20 protein-coding genes are annotated in these 18,817 nt (G+C 70.7%); 10 read left to right on the forward strand and 10 right to left on the reverse strand.

All coding sequences use genetic code 11. The features are described 5' to 3' along the window. Positions 1–22: 22 nt before the first annotated feature. The 3 genes from C569_RS0112485 to C569_RS30185 are packed head-to-tail and all read right to left on the reverse strand — an operon-like array spanning position 23 to position 2,468. Positions 23–676: an O-methyltransferase gene (locus tag C569_RS0112485; protein ID WP_018786116.1), complete on the reverse strand. Its 654-nt coding sequence runs from the start codon at positions 674–676 to the stop codon at positions 23–25. Positions 677–685: 9 nt separating this feature from the next. Further along, positions 686–1,342, reverse strand: a complete 657-nt coding sequence (locus C569_RS0112490) for a nucleoside triphosphate pyrophosphatase (RefSeq protein ID WP_018786117.1) — start codon at positions 1,340–1,342, stop codon at positions 686–688. Between the two features lie 10 nt (positions 1,343–1,352). Continuing rightward, positions 1,353–2,468 (reverse strand): S8 family serine peptidase, encoded by a 1,116-nt coding sequence (locus C569_RS30185; RefSeq protein WP_036345694.1) that lies wholly within the window; start codon positions 2,466–2,468, stop codon positions 1,353–1,355. 806 nt (positions 2,469–3,274) lie between these two features. On the opposite strand from C569_RS30185, the gene C569_RS35040 reads away from it, so the two are divergent. Beyond that, positions 3,275–3,529, forward strand: a complete 255-nt coding sequence (locus C569_RS35040; protein ID WP_018786121.1) for a hypothetical protein — start codon at positions 3,275–3,277, stop codon at positions 3,527–3,529. A gap of 292 nt (positions 3,530–3,821) precedes the next feature. Here C569_RS35040 and C569_RS0112515 read toward each other — a convergent pair whose 3' ends face one another. Continuing rightward, the gene (locus tag C569_RS0112515) at positions 3,822–4,274 is read right to left on the reverse strand and encodes a hypothetical protein (protein ID WP_018786122.1); all 453 of its coding nucleotides are present in this window, start codon (positions 4,272–4,274) and stop codon (positions 3,822–3,824) included. 100 nt (positions 4,275–4,374) lie between these two features. Then, positions 4,375–4,587 carry an acyl-CoA carboxylase subunit epsilon gene (locus C569_RS0112520; RefSeq protein WP_018786123.1) on the reverse strand — a complete coding sequence of 71 codons (213 nt, stop codon included), beginning with the start codon at positions 4,585–4,587 and terminating at the stop codon, positions 4,375–4,377. Positions 4,588–4,678: 91 nt separating this feature from the next. Between C569_RS0112520 and C569_RS0112525 the strand changes: the two genes are divergently transcribed. Next, positions 4,679–6,655, forward strand: a complete 1,977-nt coding sequence (locus C569_RS0112525) for a serine/threonine-protein kinase (protein ID WP_018786124.1) — start codon at positions 4,679–4,681, stop codon at positions 6,653–6,655. 88 nt (positions 6,656–6,743) lie between these two features. Beyond that, positions 6,744–6,956, forward strand: a complete 213-nt coding sequence (locus C569_RS0112530; RefSeq protein WP_018786125.1) for a hypothetical protein — start codon at positions 6,744–6,746, stop codon at positions 6,954–6,956. Positions 6,957–7,020: 64 nt separating this feature from the next. Here C569_RS0112530 and C569_RS0112535 read toward each other — a convergent pair whose 3' ends face one another. Next, the gene (locus C569_RS0112535) at positions 7,021–7,773 is read right to left on the reverse strand and encodes a GH25 family lysozyme (RefSeq protein WP_026268066.1); all 753 of its coding nucleotides are present in this window, start codon (positions 7,771–7,773) and stop codon (positions 7,021–7,023) included. A gap of 128 nt (positions 7,774–7,901) precedes the next feature. After that, positions 7,902–8,462: a Uma2 family endonuclease gene (locus C569_RS0112540; protein ID WP_155945535.1), complete on the reverse strand. Its 561-nt coding sequence runs from the start codon at positions 8,460–8,462 to the stop codon at positions 7,902–7,904. A gap of 99 nt (positions 8,463–8,561) precedes the next feature. Here C569_RS0112540 and C569_RS0112545 point away from each other — a divergent pair, with 99 nt between their 5' ends. From C569_RS0112545 to C569_RS0112560, 4 genes are all read left to right on the forward strand, one after another. Continuing rightward, positions 8,562–9,305, forward strand: a complete 744-nt coding sequence (locus tag C569_RS0112545; protein WP_018786128.1) for a M50 family metallopeptidase — start codon at positions 8,562–8,564, stop codon at positions 9,303–9,305. 107 nt (positions 9,306–9,412) lie between these two features. Next, complete coding sequence (locus tag C569_RS0112550; protein ID WP_026268067.1) at positions 9,413–10,396, forward strand: ketopantoate reductase family protein; 984 nt, start codon at positions 9,413–9,415, stop codon at positions 10,394–10,396. Between the two features lie 59 nt (positions 10,397–10,455). After that, positions 10,456–10,956 carry a SigE family RNA polymerase sigma factor gene (locus C569_RS0112555; protein WP_018786130.1) on the forward strand — a complete coding sequence of 167 codons (501 nt, stop codon included), beginning with the start codon at positions 10,456–10,458 and terminating at the stop codon, positions 10,954–10,956. Continuing rightward, on the forward strand, positions 10,949–11,821 hold the full coding sequence (locus C569_RS0112560; protein ID WP_018786131.1) for a hypothetical protein: 873 nt from the start codon (positions 10,949–10,951) through the stop codon (positions 11,819–11,821). Before C569_RS0112555 ends, C569_RS0112560 begins: the two co-directional genes overlap by 8 nt. 42 nt (positions 11,822–11,863) lie before the next feature. Here C569_RS0112560 and C569_RS0112565 read toward each other — a convergent pair whose 3' ends face one another. Beyond that, the gene (locus C569_RS0112565; protein WP_018786132.1) at positions 11,864–13,447 is read right to left on the reverse strand and encodes an acyl-CoA carboxylase subunit beta; all 1,584 of its coding nucleotides are present in this window, start codon (positions 13,445–13,447) and stop codon (positions 11,864–11,866) included. A 72-nt stretch (positions 13,448–13,519) separates the two neighbouring features. Here C569_RS0112565 and C569_RS0112570 point away from each other — a divergent pair, with 72 nt between their 5' ends. Both C569_RS0112570 and C569_RS0112575 read left to right on the forward strand, forming a co-directional pair. Further along, positions 13,520–14,392, forward strand: coding sequence for a biotin--[acetyl-CoA-carboxylase] ligase (locus C569_RS0112570; protein WP_018786133.1), 873 nt, complete (start codon positions 13,520–13,522; stop codon positions 14,390–14,392). 166 nt (positions 14,393–14,558) lie between these two features. Beyond that, positions 14,559–15,128, forward strand: coding sequence for a PH domain-containing protein (locus tag C569_RS0112575; protein ID WP_018786134.1), 570 nt, complete (start codon positions 14,559–14,561; stop codon positions 15,126–15,128). A gap of 51 nt (positions 15,129–15,179) precedes the next feature. Here the strand turns inward: C569_RS0112575 and C569_RS0112580 are convergent, their stop codons facing one another. After that, complete coding sequence (locus C569_RS0112580) at positions 15,180–15,875, reverse strand: GtrA family protein (protein ID WP_026268068.1); 696 nt, start codon at positions 15,873–15,875, stop codon at positions 15,180–15,182. Between the two features lie 62 nt (positions 15,876–15,937). Further along, positions 15,938–16,474, reverse strand: coding sequence for a GtrA family protein (locus C569_RS0112585; RefSeq protein WP_036345717.1), 537 nt, complete (start codon positions 16,472–16,474; stop codon positions 15,938–15,940). Positions 16,475–16,967: 493 nt separating this feature from the next. Here C569_RS0112585 and C569_RS0112590 point away from each other — a divergent pair, with 493 nt between their 5' ends. Further along, complete coding sequence (locus C569_RS0112590; protein WP_018786137.1) at positions 16,968–18,809, forward strand: phosphoenolpyruvate carboxykinase (GTP); 1,842 nt, start codon at positions 16,968–16,970, stop codon at positions 18,807–18,809. Positions 18,810–18,817: the final 8 nt, after the last annotated feature.

Below are 18,817 nucleotides of genomic sequence, written 5' to 3' on the forward strand. Positions count from 1 at the left end.
GGCGAGGTTGTGTTCGGCCGGCTCAGAGCACCCGGGCGAGCGTGACGCCGTCGGCGATCGGCAGCATGACCGCCTCGACGCGGACATCAGCGGTCACCGCGTCGTTGAAGGCGGCGATCGCCCGGTCGTCGGCGTTACGCGGAGCCAGCACCCGGCCGTCGCGCAACGTGTTGTCGACGGCGATCACCGCGCCGGGACGCATGCGGGGCACCAGCTCGTCCCAGTAGATCGGGTAGCCGACCTTGTCCGCGTCGATGAACGCGAAGTCCAGGTATCGCTCGCGGGGTAGTTCGCGCAGCGTCTCGGCGGCCGGGCCGATACGCAGCTCGATCCGGTCCTGCACACCGGCGCGCTCCCAGTAGCGCCGGGCCACGCCCGTGTACTCCTCGGAGATGTCGAAGCAGGTCAACCTGCCACCCTCGGCCAGCCCTCGGGCGATCGCCAGCGACGAGAGGCCGGTGAACGTGCCCACCTCGACCGCCTGCCGTACGCCGAGCAGCCGGGTCAGGAACGTCAGGAACGCGGCCTGCTCCGGCGCGACCTGCATGACCGCCTCGCCGGGCAGGGCCGCAAGGGTCTCCTCGGCCAGATCCCGGACGACCTCGTCCGGGGTGGATCCGTGGGCCACCAGGTAGGCGTGCAGTTCCGGGGTGAGCGGCAGCGGCTTCGTGGTCATGTCCGGACGTTAGCCGAGATGTTCGATCTCCTGGCCCCCGGGCGCGACCTTCGTCCACAGGTCGACGATGCTCAGGTCCACCTCGGCGAGCAGCCGGCGCAGCAGCGGCAGGGACAACCCCACCACCGTGCCCGGGTCGCCCTCGATCCCGGTCAGGAACGCCCCGCCCAGCCCGTCGATGGTGAACGCGCCGGCCACCGCCAGCGGCTCGCCCGTCGCCACGTACGCGGCGATCTCCTCGTCGCTGATGTCGGCGAAGTGCACAGTGGTCGAGGCGACCGCCTCGGCCTGCGACTCGTGGGTGACGTCGATCAGGCAGTGCCCGGTGTGCAGGACGCCGCTGCGCCCGCGCATCCGCTGCCACCGCCGGGTGGCGTCCACCGCGTCATCGGGCTTGCCGAAGATCTCGCCGTCGAACGCGAGCACCGAGTCGCAGCCCAGCACCAGCGTCCGCTCGTCCGGCGAGGGCCGCAGCCGATCGCGTACGGCCTGTGCCTTCAGCCGGGCCAGCTCCAGGCACAGGTCCTCGGCCCGATCGGTCACCACCTGCGACTCGTCCACACCGCTTACCAGCACGTCGGGCTCGACCCCGGCGGCCTGGAGCAACTTGCGGCGGGCGGGGGACTGCGAGGCGAGCACGAGGCGCACCGGTACGGAGGTCGACACCCCGCCGACGCTACCGGCTGACCTTCGGCGGCGGGTCGTCGGCACGTCGGCGACGCCGCCAGAACAGGTAGCCGCCGCCCGCCGCCACCAGCACACCGAGGGTGGCGAGGCCGCGTGCGGTGCGGGCGCTGTCCCCCTTTTCCGGGGCTGCCTCCGCCGACGCCGGTGGCGTGACGTTCGAGGATTCGAAGCCGAGCGGCGGTACGTCGGCGGTGAGCGCGGCGACGAGGTCGATCACGCCGTAGCCGTACTGGTCGTCGCGGCCGGGCGGTCCCTTGTCGACGGCGGTGGCGGTCAGCCGGTGGGCGACTTCCTGGGCGGGGAGGTCGGGGTACTTGGAGCGGATGAGAGCAGCAGCCCCGGCAACGATCGCCGTCGCGCTGGACGTCCCCGTGCCCTTCGAGTACTTGCCGTCGTAGCTCGTGCTGTAGATATCGACAGCAGGGGCAGCGACATCGACCTTAGACCCTGTGACTGCAATTGGGGCGTGGTTCCCGGCCCGATCGGTACCGCTCACGGCGATGACGCCTTGCTCTGCGGCTGGATAACCGATCGTGGCGGCTTCAGGGAGGTTGCCAACGCCTGCGATAACGACTATGTCGGCGGCTAACGCATTCTTCACTGAGCGGATCAGCCTCTCGCTGGTGACGCCTGCGCTTGAGATGCTTATAACTTCGACATGTTGCGCGACTGCAAAATCTATCGCCTCAGCGAGTTTGTCGGCCTCTCCGTAGTTGTCTGACCTGGACGATACGATTGGAAGGATTTTGGCTTCCGGTGCTATGCCTAGTGCGCCGATCTTTCCATCAGAGCCATGGGCGGCGATGAGCCCGGCCATGGCGGTTCCGTGGCTGTTGGCGTCCTGTAAACCATCTCCTGTGCCCGTCAGCACATTCTTTCCCTTAAGTAGATTTCGGGAGAGGTCTGGATGAGGATCTACGCCAGTATCAGGTACGGCCACATGGACCCCGGCCCCACGAGAGATGTTGTGAGCCTCGTCCACCTTGAGGAAGGCCAGATGCCACTGATCTTGTCGGACTCGCGAAGCATCCTCTGGCGCGACTGGCTGCCCTGTCGGAATCGAGATGAGGCTGACGGCGGCCAAGATTGATAGGGCTATGCGCATGCTAAATCAGTCAACGATCTCGACCGATTGCTGGTCCTGGATCGATGGGGCCGTCGTCGGTTGGAGGTAGCACGACTGGACTAACCCCCTTGTCGGTCTCCCAGGGGTGGTCTGGATCCCATGGTCGAGACGGTCCACCCATCTCGTTTTGGCGACTGGATCGGCTGCTCGTAGAAGGAAAACCGCTAAGAGGTGGTCCGCCCATCGAGCCCATCGCTGAGTTTTTTCCAATTCCGGGGCGCGATCCAGCATTGCCAGTAGGGGCAGTGCCCGCGCCTCCGCCGCCGATGACGCCGCCTACGGGATTCACCCTGCGGGGCGTGGCATTTGGAGAGGATGGCTGGACGAGACCCGGGCCAAATGGTTGACCGATCAATCCGTTCGGCTGGGTACGAGGGAAGACGTTCTTGGGTACCTCGCCTGAAGCCGGTCTGCCCGTGGAGGGGTGAGGTCGAGTATCTCGCAAGGACGGGTTAGCGCCTAGAGCACGAGGAGTGGTGGGCGGAAGGGAGACCGAGTTTGGCAACGATGGGGAAGTCGATGGATTGTTTGGCATGGCAGAACTTGGAGAAGGGGTCAGAGTGGAACCGGCGCCGCCAAGGATCGGTCCGACGCCCATAGCGGGGGGAGTTTGTGGCCCTTGGCTAGAAGCGCCGCCGAGTGGCACTGGCTTCGGTCTTATACTTGGACCTGTCACGGCAACCGGAACGATTGGTGGAACAACAGGTCCGGTGCCGCCGGCCCCATAGACATCTGGGTTATTCGTCTCGATGCCAGGTCGAGGAACAGCCGGCGGGCGCTGGAGCATGACCTGGGCGTTCTGGAGTTCCCCGCTCAACCCCGTCATCAACCCGCGCGCCCGTATGTTCAACTGCTCCAGGTCGTCGTCCGTCACCGGAGGCCGTTCCGGCAACCGGCTGCCGGCTACCGCCTTCGGGTCGGCGATCGTCGCCTCGTACGCCTGCTTCTGCCGCAGCTTCTTCGCGTACTCCTCGTGCAGTGGTTGCAGCTCGGCCCGCGCGCTGCCGATGGCGCGTGCGGCGGCTGCCAGCGCGTCGTAGTTCGCGGCGGCGGCGTCGTGGGTGCGTTGTACGCGGTCGATGAGCTGGTCGAGTTCGGCGATGTACGCCCGCGCGGCGGTGTTGGTCTCCGGCGGCCACGCCTCGGCCAGGCCGCGTCGGTATTCACGCAGGCGGCTCAGGTGGGCCAGGGCGAGGTCGCAGACCTTGCGCCAGCCGGCGACCTGCTTCCACTGGCCGGCGGTGTCCTGGTCCTGCACGCACGCCCACATGCTGAGGACGTCCATCAGCCGCCAGTCGGTCAGCCCGGAGGTGCGTCCGCTGCCCCGTTCGATCACGGCAGGACCACCCGGCTCTGCTCACCGGCGGTGGGGTCGGCCAGTGGCGGCATCGGACGGGCGACGGTGCTCGACGGCCCGGCGAGCGCCCGTTCCACGTCGGCCACGCGGGCGGAGGAGAACGCGTCGGCGTCGCCGTAGCGGGCGGCGATCCGTCCGGCGGCGTCGGCGAGACGGCCGGTCGCGGGTGCGAGATCCCACACCGCGCTCACCGCCGCGGTCTGGGTGTCGTGGTGGGCCTGGAGGAAGTGGACCAGCTCGATGAAGGCGTCGGCCGGGTTGGGCACCGGGGCCTTCATGTCGTCGGCGATGTAGGACAGGTGCGGCGCGTAGTTGCGTGTCACCTCGTCCTGGAGGCGGTCGGCGAACTCCCGCATCTGCCGGATGTCGGCCTCGATGCCGCCGTAGCCGCGCAGCCAGCCGGCTGGCTGGTTGTCCTCCGGGATCATCGGAGCCTCCTGCCCGTCACCACACGGTTTCCCTGAGTGAGGTTAATGGCTCAACCGGGATCCCGGCAGCCCCGCCCGGCGCCGCGATCGGGAGGAGACGTCAGCGGGGCAGGCCGGAGGCCCGCCACGCGCCGGGGCCGGCGACCGGTCCGGCCAGGGCGGGGCGGGCGCTGCGCGCCCACTGCGACACGGGGGCCGGCGCGGCGGCCTGGGCCGGGCGGGTGCGCGCCACGATCGCGCCGACCAGAGCGGCCAGCTCCTCGGCGGTGGGCACGCCACGGACGATCCGCAACAGCGGCTCCTCGGCAGACATGACCCAAGGGTACGCGTCGTGAATTCGACCTTCGCCGTACAGTGGCGTGCCGACGGTGTGAGCGTCGCAGCGGCCGGGTACGGTTTCTGCGATGTCGAACGCTCTCCCCCAACTCGTCGCCGACCGGTACCGGCTTCTCACGCCGCTCGGTCAGGGCGGCATGGGCCGCGTCTGGAAGGCGCGGGACGAGGTGCTGCACCGGGACGTGGCCATCAAGGAACTGGTTCCGCCCCCCGGCCTCACCCCGGAGGAGCGCCGCGAGATGCGGGAGCGCTCGCTGCGTGAGGCGCGGGCGATCGCCCGGCTCAACAACGTCAACGTGGTCCGCATCTTCGACGTGCTGCGCACCGACGGCGATCCGTGGATCGTCATGGAGTACGTGGCGTCGAAGTCGTTGCAGGACACCATCGCCGAGGACGGCCCGGTCACCCCCGCCAAGGCGGTCGAGGTCGGCCTCGGCGTGCTCAACGCGTTGAAGGCCGCGCACAAGGCCGGCATCATGCACCGTGACGTCAAGCCGGGCAACGTGCTGCTCGGCGAGGACGGCCGTGTGGTGCTCACCGACTTCGGCCTGGCCACCATCCCCGGCGACCCCAACGTGACGCGCACCGGCATGGTGCTGGGCTCGCCCGCGTACATCTCCCCGGAGCGGGCCCGCGACGGCACGGCCGGTCCGGAGGCGGACCTCTGGTCGCTCGGCGCCACGCTCTACGCGGCGGTCGAGGGCAAGTCGCCGTACGCGCGCCCGTCGGCCATCGCCACGCTCGCCGCGCTCGCCACCGAGCCGATGCCGCCACCGCGCAACGCCGGGCCGCTCAAGCCGGTGCTCCAGGGCCTGCTGCGCAAGGACCCGGACGAGCGGATCACCGCCGAGGTGGCGGAGCGCATGCTGCGCAAGGCCGCCGGTCGCCGGGCCAAGAGCATCTCGCTGCTGGACGGCGTACGCCGGCCCGGGCCGAACGGCCCGCGTGTGCCGCGCCCACCGCTGGTGCCCGCGCCGCGCCCGGCCGACCAGGCCGAACGCGCCGCGTCCGGAGTCGCCGTAACCGGGGGTACGGCGGCAGCCGCCGACCCGGCGGCGCAGGTGCCGGCGCCCACCTCGGACGCCGGGCCCACCGCGAAGGTGACCCCGCCGCCCGCGGACCCGACGGCGAAGCTCGACCCCGCGCCGCCGGTCGACGACACGCGGGTGGACGAGAACGGCGTCGACCCGGCGCTGGACGAGACGCGGCTCGACGGCGAGCCGGTCGCCGACACCGCCGCGCCGGTGAGCCCGGCCGTGTCCGGCTCGGCACCGGTCAGCCCGGCTCCGGTGCAGGAGACGCCGTCGACCGGCCGGGCGACGGTGCTGCCGGTCGAGAAGTCCGCGTCCAACCGGCGCAACCTGCTGATCGGCGCGCTGGTCGTGCTGCTGCTCGTCGGCCTGGTGGTGGCCGTGCCGCTGCTGAACAACGGTGACGACGGCGACGGCGGTGAGCCGACTGCAGGCACCTCGGCGCCGGCGGCGCCGCCCGCGCCGAGCGAGAGCGCGTCGCCGAGCGCCCCGGCGACCAGTGCCTCGGCCGGCCCCACGCCGTCGGCCAGCCCGTCGGCCAGCCCGTCGGCCTCGGGGTTCACGCTGCCGGCCGGATGGCGCCTCTACACCGGCCCGAACGGCTTCAAGGTGCCGATCCCGGAGAACTTCCAGGCCCGGGTCGGCGGTGACAACGTCGTGCTCTACGAGGTCGGCGGCAGCCGCCGGGTGCTGTTCGTCCAGTGGACGTCGGACCCGAAGCCCGATGCGTACGCCGACTGGAAGGGCCAGGAGCCGTACCGCGCTTCCCGCGTCCGGGACTACGAGCTGGTCGACATCACCAAGTGCGACCCCTACTTCCGCACCTGCGCCGACTGGGACTGGCTGGAGACGCGCAACGGCGACACCCGCTTCCACGTGCGCAACCGTGGTGTGGCGACCGCCAGCAACCGGGGCTTCGCCTTGCGCTGGGAGGTGCCGGCGAAGGACTGGGACGCCAACCTGGCGAACTGGGAGATCATCACCAAGGGCTTCGTGCCGGACCGCAAGAACTGACCGGGAATCCCGCCGGTCACGAAACCCGCTCGCATGGCTTTCCGTCCTCGTGGGTATGAACCCCTCCGGCGACGGAAGGAGGCGCGACATGGGTTACCGACGGAGGTACACCGGCCCGCGGCTGGCACTGTGGATGCTCGTTGCGCTCGGCGACGTCGTACTGCTCCTGATCAGCGCCGGCCTGTCCGCGCCGGTCGCGGTCCTCGGCGTGCTGACGCTCACGGCCGCAGGTGTGGCGGCGTGGCGTCTGACGCGCCGGACGCCGGTGCCCGTTCCGGCCACCGCGCGCCGCAGAGCCTGACCTCGGGTACGACGACAGGGGGACCGCCCCGTGAGGAGGCGGTCCCACCCGTGTCCGCCGTACGTCAGGTGTTGTTGGCCAGGGCGATCAGCCGGCTGCGGTCACCGTTCCAGTAGTTGCGGTCGACGTTGCCGCTGATCCCGGAGACGGTACCCGAGTCGGTGTACTGCCAGAAGCTCCAGAACGGCGCGCCGGCCGGCAGCGTGCCGGGCGAGCTGGCCCAGCGGGCGAGCCACAGCGGGTGGTTGGCCCACGGACCGGTCCAGCTTCCCGTGCACTGGTTCCACCAACTCGTCGTGGTGTAGATGACCGCGTACCGGCCGGTGCGGGAGCGGTAGGTGTTCAGGAAGTCCTGGATCCAGTTGCGCATGCCGGTGGTGCTCAGGCCGTAGCAGTAGCCGCCGCTGTACGGATTGCCCTCGATGTCCAGCGCGGCGGGAAGCGTACGGCTGTCCGCCGACCAGGCGCCACCGTTGCTGGCCAGGTAGTTGGCCTGGGTGGAGCCGGCGGAGATGTTCGGCCGGGCGAAGTGGTACGCCCCGCGGATCACCCCGGCGTTGTAGGCGTTGACGTAGTTCGCGTTGAAGTTCGGGTCCTTGTAGCTCGTGCCCTCGGTCGCCTTGATGAACGCGAACTGGATGCCGGAGTTGCGCACGCTGGTCCAGTTGATGCTGCCCTGGTAGCGGGAGACGTCGATCCCGGGCGTGGTCGCGGCGGCGGCCGGTCCGGCGGTCGCCACGAGGGCCGCGGCCGCGGTGGCGGCGGCGGCCAAGCCGGCAGCGAGAAGTCGGCGTACGGAGAGTCTGGTACGGGCCATGGTTGCCTCCAGAGGGACGTCCGTCTATTGACGCCTATCTTTGGAGCTAAGTGCCCTAGATCGCAACAGGAGGAAAGGAAACTTTCATCGACCGGCGTCGTTCGCCCAGGTGGCGTGGCGATGGCGGATCAGCGGAGCGCGCTCGGGTCGATCGCCCAGCGGAACGGCTCGGTAACACTGAGCGTCTCGCCGGCCTTGGCGACGGCATCCTCGACGTAGTGCCCGCCGTCGAGCCGGTGCAGCCGCAGCGAGTGGCTGTCGCCGTCCTGCTCGACCAGCAGGTACCACGGGATTCGGGCGATCGCGTAGAGCTGCATCTTCAACACCCGGTCGGCAGCGGCATTGCCGGGCGAGACGATCTCGCAGATCAGTCGTACCTCGCCCGCTTCGATCACGATGCCCTCGTCGTCTGTGTCCGCGACGACGACGTCCGGGATGACCATGCGGTCGATGCCGAGCCGGACGTTCACCGCCTCGAACACCAGCAGCCCGAGCGGTCGGGCTGCCCGGCGCAGGCTGTCCACGAGGTTCCAGGACACCAGTTGGTGCCTCTTGCTCGGGGCAGGGCTCACGATCAGGCTCCCGTCGAGCAGTTCGATACGGTCGTGGCTGTCACCCAGCGCGAGGTAGTCGGCCTCGGTCCACGGCTCGACGTGCGAGCTGTAGGGCTCCAAGGGAGCTGCGCTCACCGACCTCACCTCCGCTTCGGCACCTCGTCCGATCAGTCTCACACTCTATGAGACTCGGCCGGTCGAACGACACGGCTCGGGGCGGTAGGCTCCCCGCCCATGCCCCTGATCGACGGTCTCACCACGCTCTGGGACACGCTCATGAGCGCCCAGCCGGACCCGCCGCCGCTGCTCGTGGTGCTCACCGCCGCGGTCGCGCTCGCGGTGGTCGTGGCCCGGCTGCCCTGGCGGATCGCCCGCAACGCGGTGACCATCGCGCACGAGGGCGGCCACGCGCTCGTCGCGCTGCTCACCGGCCGGCGGCTGCACGGCATCCGGCTGCATTCCGACACCTCCGGGCTCACGCTCTCCGCCGGCCGTCCCACCGGGCCCGGCATGATCCTCACGCTGCTCGCCGGGTACGTCGCGCCGTCGCTGCTCGGCCTGGGCGGCGCGTGGCTGCTGGCCGGCAACCGGATCACGCTGCTGCTCTGGCTGGCGGTGGCGCTGCTGCTGGCCATGCTGGTGCTGATCCGCAACCTGTTCGGCGTGCTGTCGCTGCTGGTCACCGGCGGCGCGGTGCTCGCCGTCTCCTGGTACACCTCGCCCGAGGTGCAGGCCGCGTTCGCCTGGACGTCGGTGTGGTTCCTGCTGTTCGGCGGCGTACGGCCGGTGTTCGAGCTGCACCGGCAGCGCGCCCGGGGCCGGATGCCGCAGTCCGACGCCGACCAGCTCGGCCGGATCACGCCGTTCCCGGCGCTGTTCTGGGTGGGCCTGTTCCTGGTGGTCTGCCTCGGCGCGCTGGCCGCCGGCGCGCTGCTACTGGCCGGACCGATCCTGGCCGACCTGGGCCTCACCGCCTGACCACCGCCGCCCGGCGTCGCGCCGCAACGAGCCGCGCAGCGGCGCCCGCAGCCGAGCCGCACCGCGTCGCTCAGCGTGCCGCCTCCCGGCAGGGCAGAATCGGATCCGTGCGATACGTGATCATCGGAGCGGGCGCGGTCGGCGGCACCATCGGCGTACTCCTGGCCGACGCCGGCCACGACGTGACGCTCGTGGCCCGCGGCGCGCATCTGGACGCGCTGCGGGAGCGGGGTCTGACGCTGCGCACTCCGGACCGTGACGTGACCGGCCGGCTCCCGGCGGTGGCCGGGTCGGACGGGCCGCCGCTGCCCGCCGACACCGCACTGGTCCTCACCGTGAAGTCGCAGGACACGGTGGCCGCGCTCGACACCTGGGCGGACGCCCCGGTCGAGGGCGGCGGCACGGCGGGCGAACGGCTGCCGGTCGTGCTGGCCCAGAACGGCGTGGCCAACGAGCCGGCCGCGCTGCGGCGCTTCGCCCGCGTACACCCGGTGTGCGTGTGGCTGCCCGCCACCCACCTGGAGCCGGGCGTGGTGGTCGCCAACGGCCACCCACATCCGGGCATGCTGCACATCGGCCGCTACCCGAGCGGCGCCGACGACACCAGCCGCGCGGTCGCCGCGGACCTGACCACCGCCGGGTTCGTCGCGGCGGTGCGCGACGACGTGATGCGCTGGAAGTACGGCAAGTTGCTCGCCAACCTCGGCAACGGCCTCCAGGCGCTGCTCGGCCGGGACGTCCCCGAGTCGCTGTCGAAGCGGGTACGCGCCGAGGGTCAGGCGGCGCTCGCCGCGGCGGGCATCGCCCACACCACCGTCGAGGAGGAGGCCGCCGAACGCGGCGACCGGGTGTCGCACCGGCCGGTGGGCGGCGCGGAGCGCTCCGGCGGCTCCACCTGGCAGAGCCTGGCCCGGGGCGCGGGCTCGGTCGAGACCGACCACCTCAACGGAGAGATCGTGTTGCTCGGGCGCCTGCACGGCGTGCCGACCCCGGCCAACGCGGCGGTGCAGACCGCGGTACGCCGGGCGGTCCGCGACCGGATCCCGGCCGGTGGCTTCCCGCTCGGCGAACTGGAGAAACTGGTCGGCTGAGCGGGCAACCCGCACCGCGCCGCCAGGCGTGTCCCCTCACGAACACGGGGAGGTGGCAGGTGCCCGACAGCGACGGCTTCGACGAGTTCTACCGGGGCAGCCGGCAACGGCTGCTCGGCTTCGTCTACGTGCTCACCGGCGACCTCGCCGAGGCGCAGGACGCCGTGCAGGAGGCGTACATCCGGGCCTGTCAGCGGTGGTCCACGGTGCGCGGGTACGACGACCCGGAGGCGTGGACACGGGTGGTGGCGAGCCGGATCGCGGTGAGCCGCTGGCGCAGCCTGCGCAGCCGGGCGCGCGCCTACCTTCGGCACGGCGCCGAGGAGAGCATGCCGGCGCCGAGCACCGACACGGTGGAGGTGGTGACCGCGTTGCGGCGGCTGCCCGAAGAGCAACGTGTCGCTCTCGCGCTGTACTACCTGCTCGGCATGCCGGTCGCCGAGGTCGCCCGGGAGACCGCCGCGCCGGTCGGCACGGTGAAGGCGCGGCTGTCCCGGGGCCGAGCCGCCCTGGCCGAACTGCTCACGGTTGTGGATCTGGAGGAGCCCGCCGATGCGTGACGACGACCTGGCATTCATCGACTCGATGCAGCGGGACCTGCGCAACGTCCGCTGGGCGGAACCGGCCGAGCTGCGGGCACGCGCCAGGCGTCGCAGCCGCCGCGCGGTGGCCGCCGCGGCGGTGGCGGTGCTCGCGCTCACCTCCGGGGCCGCGTTCGTGGTGTCCGGCCATGCCGCCCCACCGGCACCGGCACCGGTCGCCGCCATCCCGTCGGCGACCCCGTGGAGCGCCACCGACGTGCCCGCCGAGGTGCTGCTGCAACCGGTCGACCTGCGGCCGGCCGGCATCACCCCGTGGAGCGACGCCGGTCTCGAGGAGGAGATCCGGCTGGACCAGATGCTGGAGTTCTGCCGGCAGGATCAGGGTCTGCGGACGGAGTGGGTGAAGTCCCGCTACTCGCGGTCGACGACCCTCCTGCGGCAGCGGCCGGGCACCACCGACCCGTCGGAATGGCAGGCGGCGGCCCTTCAGGATGTCTACCGGCTCGCGGCGCAGGACGGCGAGCGGCTGTTCGACGGTCTGCCCGCGCTGCTGGCGCCCTGCCGCGCGTGGCGATCCGCCGGCCCGGTGGAGTGGAAGGGCAAGCGGATCCAGGCGGAGGTCGTCCACTCCTGGCAGATGGTCGACAGCGGCTTCGCGGGAGACGAATCGGTGCTCGTGCGGCACACCGTCGGGCAGGGCCGGCGGCTGGACACTGGAGCGTCGCTCGGCGCCGCGAGCCCGCCGAGCGATCAGGCGGTGGTGCGGGTCGGGGATCTCGTCACGGTGCTGCGCACCGGACCGGGCGGTGACGAGGTGGCACTGCGGGATCTGGCCCGGGTCGCGGCCGAGCGACTGTGCGTGGCCGCGAACCCGGGCTGCTGACGCCGGTGCCCCGCCGCTGAACCGGCGGGGGCACCCGGCGCGTCACAGCGGGATGTTGCCGTGCTTCTTCGGCGGCAGCGTCTCGCGCTTGGTGCGCAGCACCCGCAGCGCCCGCACGATCTGGGTACGCGTCTCGTGCGGCGGGATCACCCCGTCGACGTAGCCGCGCTCCGCGGCGATGTACGGGTTGGCGAGCGTGTCCTCGTACTCGGCGATCTTCTCGGCGCGGACGGCGGCCGGGTCCTCGGCGTTCGCCAGCTCCGAGCGGTAGAGGATGTTCACCGCACCCTGCGCGCCCATCACCGCGATCTGCGCGGTCGGCCAGGCGAAGTTCAGGTCCGCGCCGAGGTGCTTGGAGCCCATCACGTCGTACGCGCCGCCGTACGCCTTGCGGGTGATGACTGTGACCTTCGGGACGGTGGCCTCGGCGTACGCGTAGATGAGCTTCGCACCGCGCCGGATGATGCCGTCCCACTCCTGGCCGGTGCCGGGCAGGAAGCCGGGCACGTCCACGAAGGTGAGCACCGGGACGTTGAACGCGTCGCAGGTGCGCACGAACCGGGCCGCCTTCTCCGACGCGGCGATGTCGAGCGTGCCGGCGAAGTGCATCGGCTGGTTCGCCACCACGCCGACCGGGCGCCCCTCGACGCGGCCGAAGCCGACCACCATGTTCTGCGCGTACAGCGGCTGCACCTCGAGGAACTCGCCGTCGTCGAGCACGTGCTCGATGACCCGGTGCATGTCGTACGGCTGGTTGGCCGAGTCCGGGATCAGCGTGTCCAGTTCCCGGTCGGAGTCGGTGACCTCGAGGATCGCGGGGGCGTCGAAGACCGGCGGCTCGTCCAGGTTGTTCGACGGCAGGTACGACAGCAGCGCCTTGACGTACTCGATCGCGTCCTCCTCGTCGGTGCCGAGGTAGTGCGCGTTGCCGCTGCGGGCGTTGTGGGTCCGGGCGCCGCCCAGCTCCTCCATGCCCACGTCCTCGCCGGTCACCGTCTTGATCACGTCGGGGCCGGTGATGAACATGTGCGAGGTCTGGTCGACCATGACGGTGAAGTCGGTGACCGCCGGGGAGTAGACGGCTCCGCCCGCGCACGGGCCCATGATGAGCGAGATCTGCGGGATGACGCCGCTGGCCCGGACGTTGCGGAAGAAGATCTCGCCGTAGAGGCCGAGTGACGCCACGCCCTCCTGGATCCGCGCGCCGCCGGAGTCGTTGATGCCGACGACCGGGCAGCCGGTCTTCATGGCCAGGTCCATCAGCTTGACGATCTTCTCGCCGAAGACCTCGCCGAGGGAGCCGCCGAAGACGGTGAAGTCCTGCGCGAAGACGCAGACCTGCCGGCCGTCCACGGTGCCGTAGCCGGTCACCACGCCGTCGCCGTACGGGCGGGTCCTCTCCAGCCCGAAGTTGGTCGAGCGGTGCCGGGCGAACTCGTCCAGCTCGATGAACGAGCCCTCGTCGAGGAGCATCTCGATCCGCTCGCGGGCGGTCTTCTTGCCCCGCGCGTGCTGCTTCTCGACCGCGCGTGCCGACCCGGCGTGCACCGCCTCGTCGAGCCGTCGCTCCAGGTCCGCCAGCTTGCCGGCGGTCGTGTGGATGTTGAACCCGGTCTCGGTAGTCACCAGGGGAATATAACGATGGTTCAGGTCGAAGAGGCTGTGCAGTGCGCCTCACTCGGGCCGTAGGCTGGCGGGATGCCCGGCTCGCCGTACACCGATCTGGACCGACCGCCGCTGTCGGCGGCCCGGCTGCGGCGCGCGCTCGTCGCGCCGCACGGGCCCTGGCGCCGGTTGGAGCTGCTGGCCGAGACCGGCTCGACGAACGCGGACGTGGTGGCCGCGGCCCGGGCCGGTGAGCCGGAGGGCCTGGTGGTGGTCGCCGAGCGGCAGACCGCGGGCCGCGGCCGGCGGGGCCGCGTCTGGCAGTCGCCGCCGCGCGCGGGTCTCGCGACGAGCGTGCTGCTGCGGCCCGGTGAGGCGGTCGCGGAGCGTGGCTGGCCGCCGGTGCCCGCCACCGGGTACGGCTGGCTGCCGCTGCTCGCCGGTGTCGCGCTGGCCGAGGCGGTACGCCTGCTGGCCGAGCTGGACGCGCGGCTGAAATGGCCCAACGACCTGCTGGTGGACGGCGCGAAGTGCGCCGGGGTGCTGGCTGAGGCGGTGCCGGGGGAGAGCGACCGGCCGCCCGCGATCGTGGTCGGTGTCGGGCTGAACGTGACGCTGCGCGCCGACGAGCTGCCGGAGAACCCGAGCGGCCTGCCCGCCACCTCGCTCCAGCTCGCCGGCGCGACCGCCACCGACCGGGATCCGCTGCTGCGGGCGCTGCTGCGCTCGCTCGCCGACTGGTACGAGCGCTGGCGTGACGCCGGTGGCGACGCGGAGGCCAGTGGGCTGCGCGAGGCGTACCTGGCGGGGTGCGCCACCGTCGGCCGCCGGGTGCGGGTGCTGCTGCCCGACGGCCGCGAGGCGCACGGCACCGCCACCGGCGTGGACGCCGACGGGCAGCTCCTGGTCGAGACGGACGCCGAGACGCTGCGGCTCGCGGCGGGCGACGTGCTGCACCTGCGGTGAAAGAAGGGGCACCTTCTTAACGCCTCCGGTAGAGGAAGGGCCCCCTGTTAACAAAGCGCGGGCAGCCGCCCGCACAATCCACGGGCGGCCGCCCGCGCGGCCGATGCCGGCCGGGTGCGGCGACCGGTTACGGTCAGCGCGTCCGGTTCTGCGAGGAGGTTCCGCCGTGGCGTTCCCCGAAGACGTGCTCACCGAGGACGAGCACGTCGTGTTGCACCTGCACCCGCACTGGAAGGCCCTGATCCGGCCGGTCCTGGTGCTGGTGCTCGCCGTCGCGGCGGTCGTCGCCGGGTGGCTCCTGCTGCCCGACGGCAGCGGCGGCACGATCGCGCTCTACGCGATCGCGGTGGCCGGTCTGCTGCTGGTGTTGTGGCTGGGGCTGTGGCCGTTCCTGGTCTGGCGCACCACGCACTATCTGTTCACGAACGAGCGGGTGCTGCTCCAGCAGGGGGTGCTGTCGCGCAACCGGCGGGATCTGCCGCTGACCCGGATCAACGACCACGCCATGCACCAGCGTTTCGTGGAGCGGCTGCTCGGCTGCGGCACGCTGACCATCGAGTCGGCGGGTGAGCGCGGCCAGTCGGTGCTGCACGACGTGCCGGGCGTGGACAAGGTGCAGACGAAGCTCTACGAGCTGGTCGAGGCGCACCACGACAAGCACAGCCTGGGCGACGGTGAGATGCGCGAGATCCTGGCCGACATGGCCGAGGGCAAGTCCACGCGCGACCAGCCCTGACCCGCCGACGGAGAGGCCGGCACCCCTGACGGGGTGCCGGCCTCTCGTCGTTCAGCGGCGGGCGCGGCGGGGCTGGAGTTCCGCGGCGAGTTCGGCGTCCAGGTCGGTGCCGAGCGCGCCACCGAGTCCGGCGTCCGCCGGTGCGGGGCGGCCCCGCGGTGGCGGGAAGCCGGCCGCCCGGCCGGCACCCGGACGCGGTTCCTCCTCCTCCAGCTCGCTGACCGACTCGGCCAGCTCGGCCACCGGGTCCATCTCGGCGACGTTGTCCCACTCGTCACGCGGCACCGAATGCCACGTCTCCTCGGCGTGCTTGGGGACCGGCTGGAAGACGAACGTCCGGTAGGACCAGAAGCGGAAGAGCGTGGCCAGCAGGACACCGACGGTCTTGGCGACGTTCAGCGCGAGCAGGCCGTGTACGCCGAGGCCGTACTTGGCCAGGGCCAGGACGCCCAGCTCGATGACCAGACCCGCGCCGTTGAAGAGGAAAAACAGGGCGTATTCGCGCCGCAGTGCCGATTTCGGTCGATCGCGGTACGTCCAGTGACGATTCATCAGATACGACGTGATCGTGGCGACGATGGTCGCGATCACTGTCGCCTTCAGTTGGCCGTCGCGGAAAACCGTGAGTGCCAGAGCATTGAACACCGCGTAATTGATGACGGTGTTGATGCCGCCGACGATGCCGAATTTGAGCGCCTCGTGGATGAACTTCTGCCAGCGCTCGGGCAGCAGACGGACTCCAGGCATGCGGAACACCTTAGGCAGTTGGCTGGGCCGGCTGGGCCCGGCGGGTCGGGATGGGCGGTTCGTCACGCCCCGGACTCTCGGTCGTGGCTCGTTGCCGGAACGGGAGGTGTTCCCGCCTCGACGAAGACGAACCGTCGGTACGACCAGAACCGGAAGAGCGTGCCCAGGCCGGTGCCGACCACGAAGCTGGCGATGTTGTCGGCCAGGGGGGTCTGGAACACCGCGGGCCAGATCGCGCCCAGACCGTAGTGGCTGATCGCCAGGCAGGCCACCGCGATGCCGAGGCCGACCGCGTTGAAGAAGAAGAACAGCGCGTACTCGCGGGCCGGGTTCGACCGCTGCCGGTGCCGCCAGGTCCAGAACCGGTTGCCGAGGAAGGCGACTGTCGCGGCGATCACCGTGGAGACGGTCTTCGCGGCCAGTGGAGCCATGTCCCGGCCGCTGGACAGGTAGTTGAAGAGGATGAAGTCCACGACGAAGGCGAAGCCGCCGACGGTGGCGAACTTGCTCAGTTCATGGATCAGGTGGCCGAAACGGTCGAGCAGTGCTCCGATCGGACCCCGGCGGGTCTGCGGAGCGCCCGGTTGGTCTCCGGTCATCGTCGCGGCCACCCGCCGAGAGTACCGGTTGCGCGGTAACCGGGCGGACTGCAACGGCGAGTCGGCCACGACGGCTTCGCCGCGGCCGTCGCGCTCGGGCCCGCCGGGGTCGCCAGGGGCGCGGCCCGTTCTCGATGTCCGTGACCAGAGCGTAACGCGCTGTGCGAATCTGTGGAGCGCATCACCGAATCGTCTTCCGCGACAGGTTCGTACGCTTCCCCGCGATCGGACGTCGTGATCACTCCGGTGCCGGACCCGGCCGTCGGAGGTTCACCGCAGGATTTGCGTGAAACTGCGCGCGAAAGCGGGTATCAGATCGTGATGCCGCAGCGTGGCCGTACCTTGTGCAGTTCTTCACAACCAGTCCCACTGACTGACAGGGCAGTCCGGTTTACGCTGAGCCCAATCCCAGGTTTCCACGAGGCGGCGTACCAGCCCGCCGGAACTCGTGCACCCCATAGATCGGTCAGCGTCGACCACAAGGAGAAGTGACATGGTTGCTCCGGCTGCTGTTCGGGGTATCGATCAGGCCCCGACGTCCCACCCCAAGCTGCTCGCCTGGGTCCGTGAGGTCGCGGAACTGACCACCCCGGACCGCGTGGTCTGGGTGGACGGGTCTGATGAGGAGTGGCGCCGCCTCACCGACGAACTCGTCGAAAGCGGCACCCTGATCCGCCTGAATCCCGAGAAGAAGCCCAACTCGTTCTACGCGCGTACCGACCCCACGGACGTCGCCCGGGTGGAGGAGCGCACCTTCATCTGCTCCGTCGACGAGGCGGACGCCGGCCCCACCAACAACTGGATGGCGCCGGCCGAGATGAAGCGGACCATGACGGAGCTGTACCGCGGCAGCATGCGCGGGCGCACCATGTACGTCATCCCGTTCTGCATGGGCCCGGTCGAGGCCGAGAACCCCATGTTCGGCGTGGAGATCACCGACAGCCCGTACGTCGTCGCCTCGATGCGGATCATGACCCGGATGGGGTCGTCGATCCTTTCGGCCATGGGCGACGACGCCGACTTCGTGCACGCGCTGCACTCCATCGGCGCCCCGCTCGCGCCGGGCGAGCAGGACGTGGCGTGGCCGTGCAACGAGACCAAGTACATCTCGCACTTCCCGGAGACCCGGGAGATCTGGTCGTACGGCTCCGGCTACGGCGGCAACTCGCTGCTCGGCAAGAAGTGCTACTCGCTGCGTATCGCCAGCGTGATGGGGCGCGACGGGGGCTGGCTGGCCGAGCACATGCTGATCCTCAAGATCACCTCGCCGGAGGGCAGGGTCTACCACATTGCGGGCGCCTTCCCGTCGGCCTGCGGCAAGACCAACCTCGCCATGCTGGAGCCGACCATCCCGGGCTGGAAGGTCGAGACCATCGGCGACGACATCGCCTGGATGCGGTTCGGCGCGGACGGCCGCCTCTACGCGATCAACCCCGAGTACGGCCTGTTCGGCGTAGCCCCCGGTACGGACTGGAAGACGAACGCCAACGCCATGCGGACGCTGGACCGCGGCAACTCCGTCTTCACCAACGTGGCGCTCACCGACGACGGCGACATCTGGTGGGAGGGCATGGGTGAGCCGCCGGCGCACCTGATCGACTGGAAGGGCAACGACTGGACGCCGGAGAGCGAGAATCTCTCCTCGCACGCGAACAGCCGTTTCTGCACCCCGATCACGCAGTGCCCGATCCTGGCCGACGACTACTACGACCCGAACGGCGTGCCGATCGACGCGATCCTGTTCGGTGGCCGACGGCGGGACACCATCCCGCTGGTGACCGAGGCCCGCGACTGGGTGCACGGCGTCTACATGGGCGCCACGCTCTCCTCGGAGACGACCGCCGCCGCCTCCGGCGCGGTCGGCGTGGTCCGCCGCGACCCGATGGCCATGCTGCCGTTCATCGGTTACCACGCCGGCGACTATTTCCGGCACTGGATCGAGATGGGCAAGGGCGCGGACGGCGACGAGGCCAAGCTGCCCAAGATCTACTACGTGAACTGGTTCCGCAAGGACGCCGAGGGCAACTTCCTCTGGCCGGGCTTCGGCGAGAACTCCCGTGTGCTCAAGTGGGTCATCGAGCGGCTGGAGGGCCGGGCCGAGGCTGTCGAGACGCCGATCGGCATGGTCCCGGCGCAGGACGCGCTCGACGTCGAGGGTCTGGACATGACCCCCGAGGACGTCCGGATCGCGCTGAAGGTCGACGCGGACGAGTGGCGCAACGAGCTGCCGCTGGTCACCGAGTGGTTCGAGAAGTTCGGGGACAAGCTCCCCGGCGTGCTCTGGGCGGAGCTGGACGCGCTGCGCGCCCGGCTGGACGCGGAGCCGCAGAGCTGACAGGTGTG

Source organism: Micromonospora sp. CNB394, assembly GCF_000374985.1.
GTDB lineage: Bacteria > Actinomycetota > Actinomycetes > Mycobacteriales > Micromonosporaceae > Micromonospora > Micromonospora marina.

Coding starts and splice junctions, on each gene's coding strand:
- C569_RS0112560 (WP_018786131.1), top strand. CDS start 10,949: ATGCGTGACGACGACCTGGCATTCATCGACTCGATGCAGCGGGACCTG.
- C569_RS35040 (WP_018786121.1), top strand. CDS start 3,275: ATGACCTGGGCGTTCTGGAGTTCCCCGCTCAACCCCGTCATCAACCCG.
- C569_RS30185 (WP_036345694.1), bottom strand. CDS start 2,468: ATGCGCATAGCCCTATCAATCTTGGCCGCCGTCAGCCTCATCTCGATT.
- C569_RS0112535 (WP_026268066.1), bottom strand. CDS start 7,773: ATGGCCCGTACCAGACTCTCCGTACGCCGACTTCTCGCTGCCGGCTTG.
- C569_RS0112525 (WP_018786124.1), top strand. CDS start 4,679: ATGTCGAACGCTCTCCCCCAACTCGTCGCCGACCGGTACCGGCTTCTC.
- C569_RS0112515 (WP_018786122.1), bottom strand. CDS start 4,274: ATGATCCCGGAGGACAACCAGCCAGCCGGCTGGCTGCGCGGCTACGGC.
- C569_RS0112580 (WP_026268068.1), bottom strand. CDS start 15,875: ATGCCTGGAGTCCGTCTGCTGCCCGAGCGCTGGCAGAAGTTCATCCAC.
- C569_RS0112545 (WP_018786128.1), top strand. CDS start 8,562: ATGCCCCTGATCGACGGTCTCACCACGCTCTGGGACACGCTCATGAGC.
- C569_RS0112520 (WP_018786123.1), bottom strand. CDS start 4,587: ATGTCTGCCGAGGAGCCGCTGTTGCGGATCGTCCGTGGCGTGCCCACC.
- C569_RS0112585 (WP_036345717.1), bottom strand. CDS start 16,474: ATGACCGGAGACCAACCGGGCGCTCCGCAGACCCGCCGGGGTCCGATC.
- C569_RS0112570 (WP_018786133.1), top strand. CDS start 13,520: ATGCCCGGCTCGCCGTACACCGATCTGGACCGACCGCCGCTGTCGGCG.
- C569_RS0112485 (WP_018786116.1), bottom strand. CDS start 676: ATGACCACGAAGCCGCTGCCGCTCACCCCGGAACTGCACGCCTACCTG.
- C569_RS0112530 (WP_018786125.1), top strand. CDS start 6,744: ATGGGTTACCGACGGAGGTACACCGGCCCGCGGCTGGCACTGTGGATG.
- C569_RS0112590 (WP_018786137.1), top strand. CDS start 16,968: ATGGTTGCTCCGGCTGCTGTTCGGGGTATCGATCAGGCCCCGACGTCC.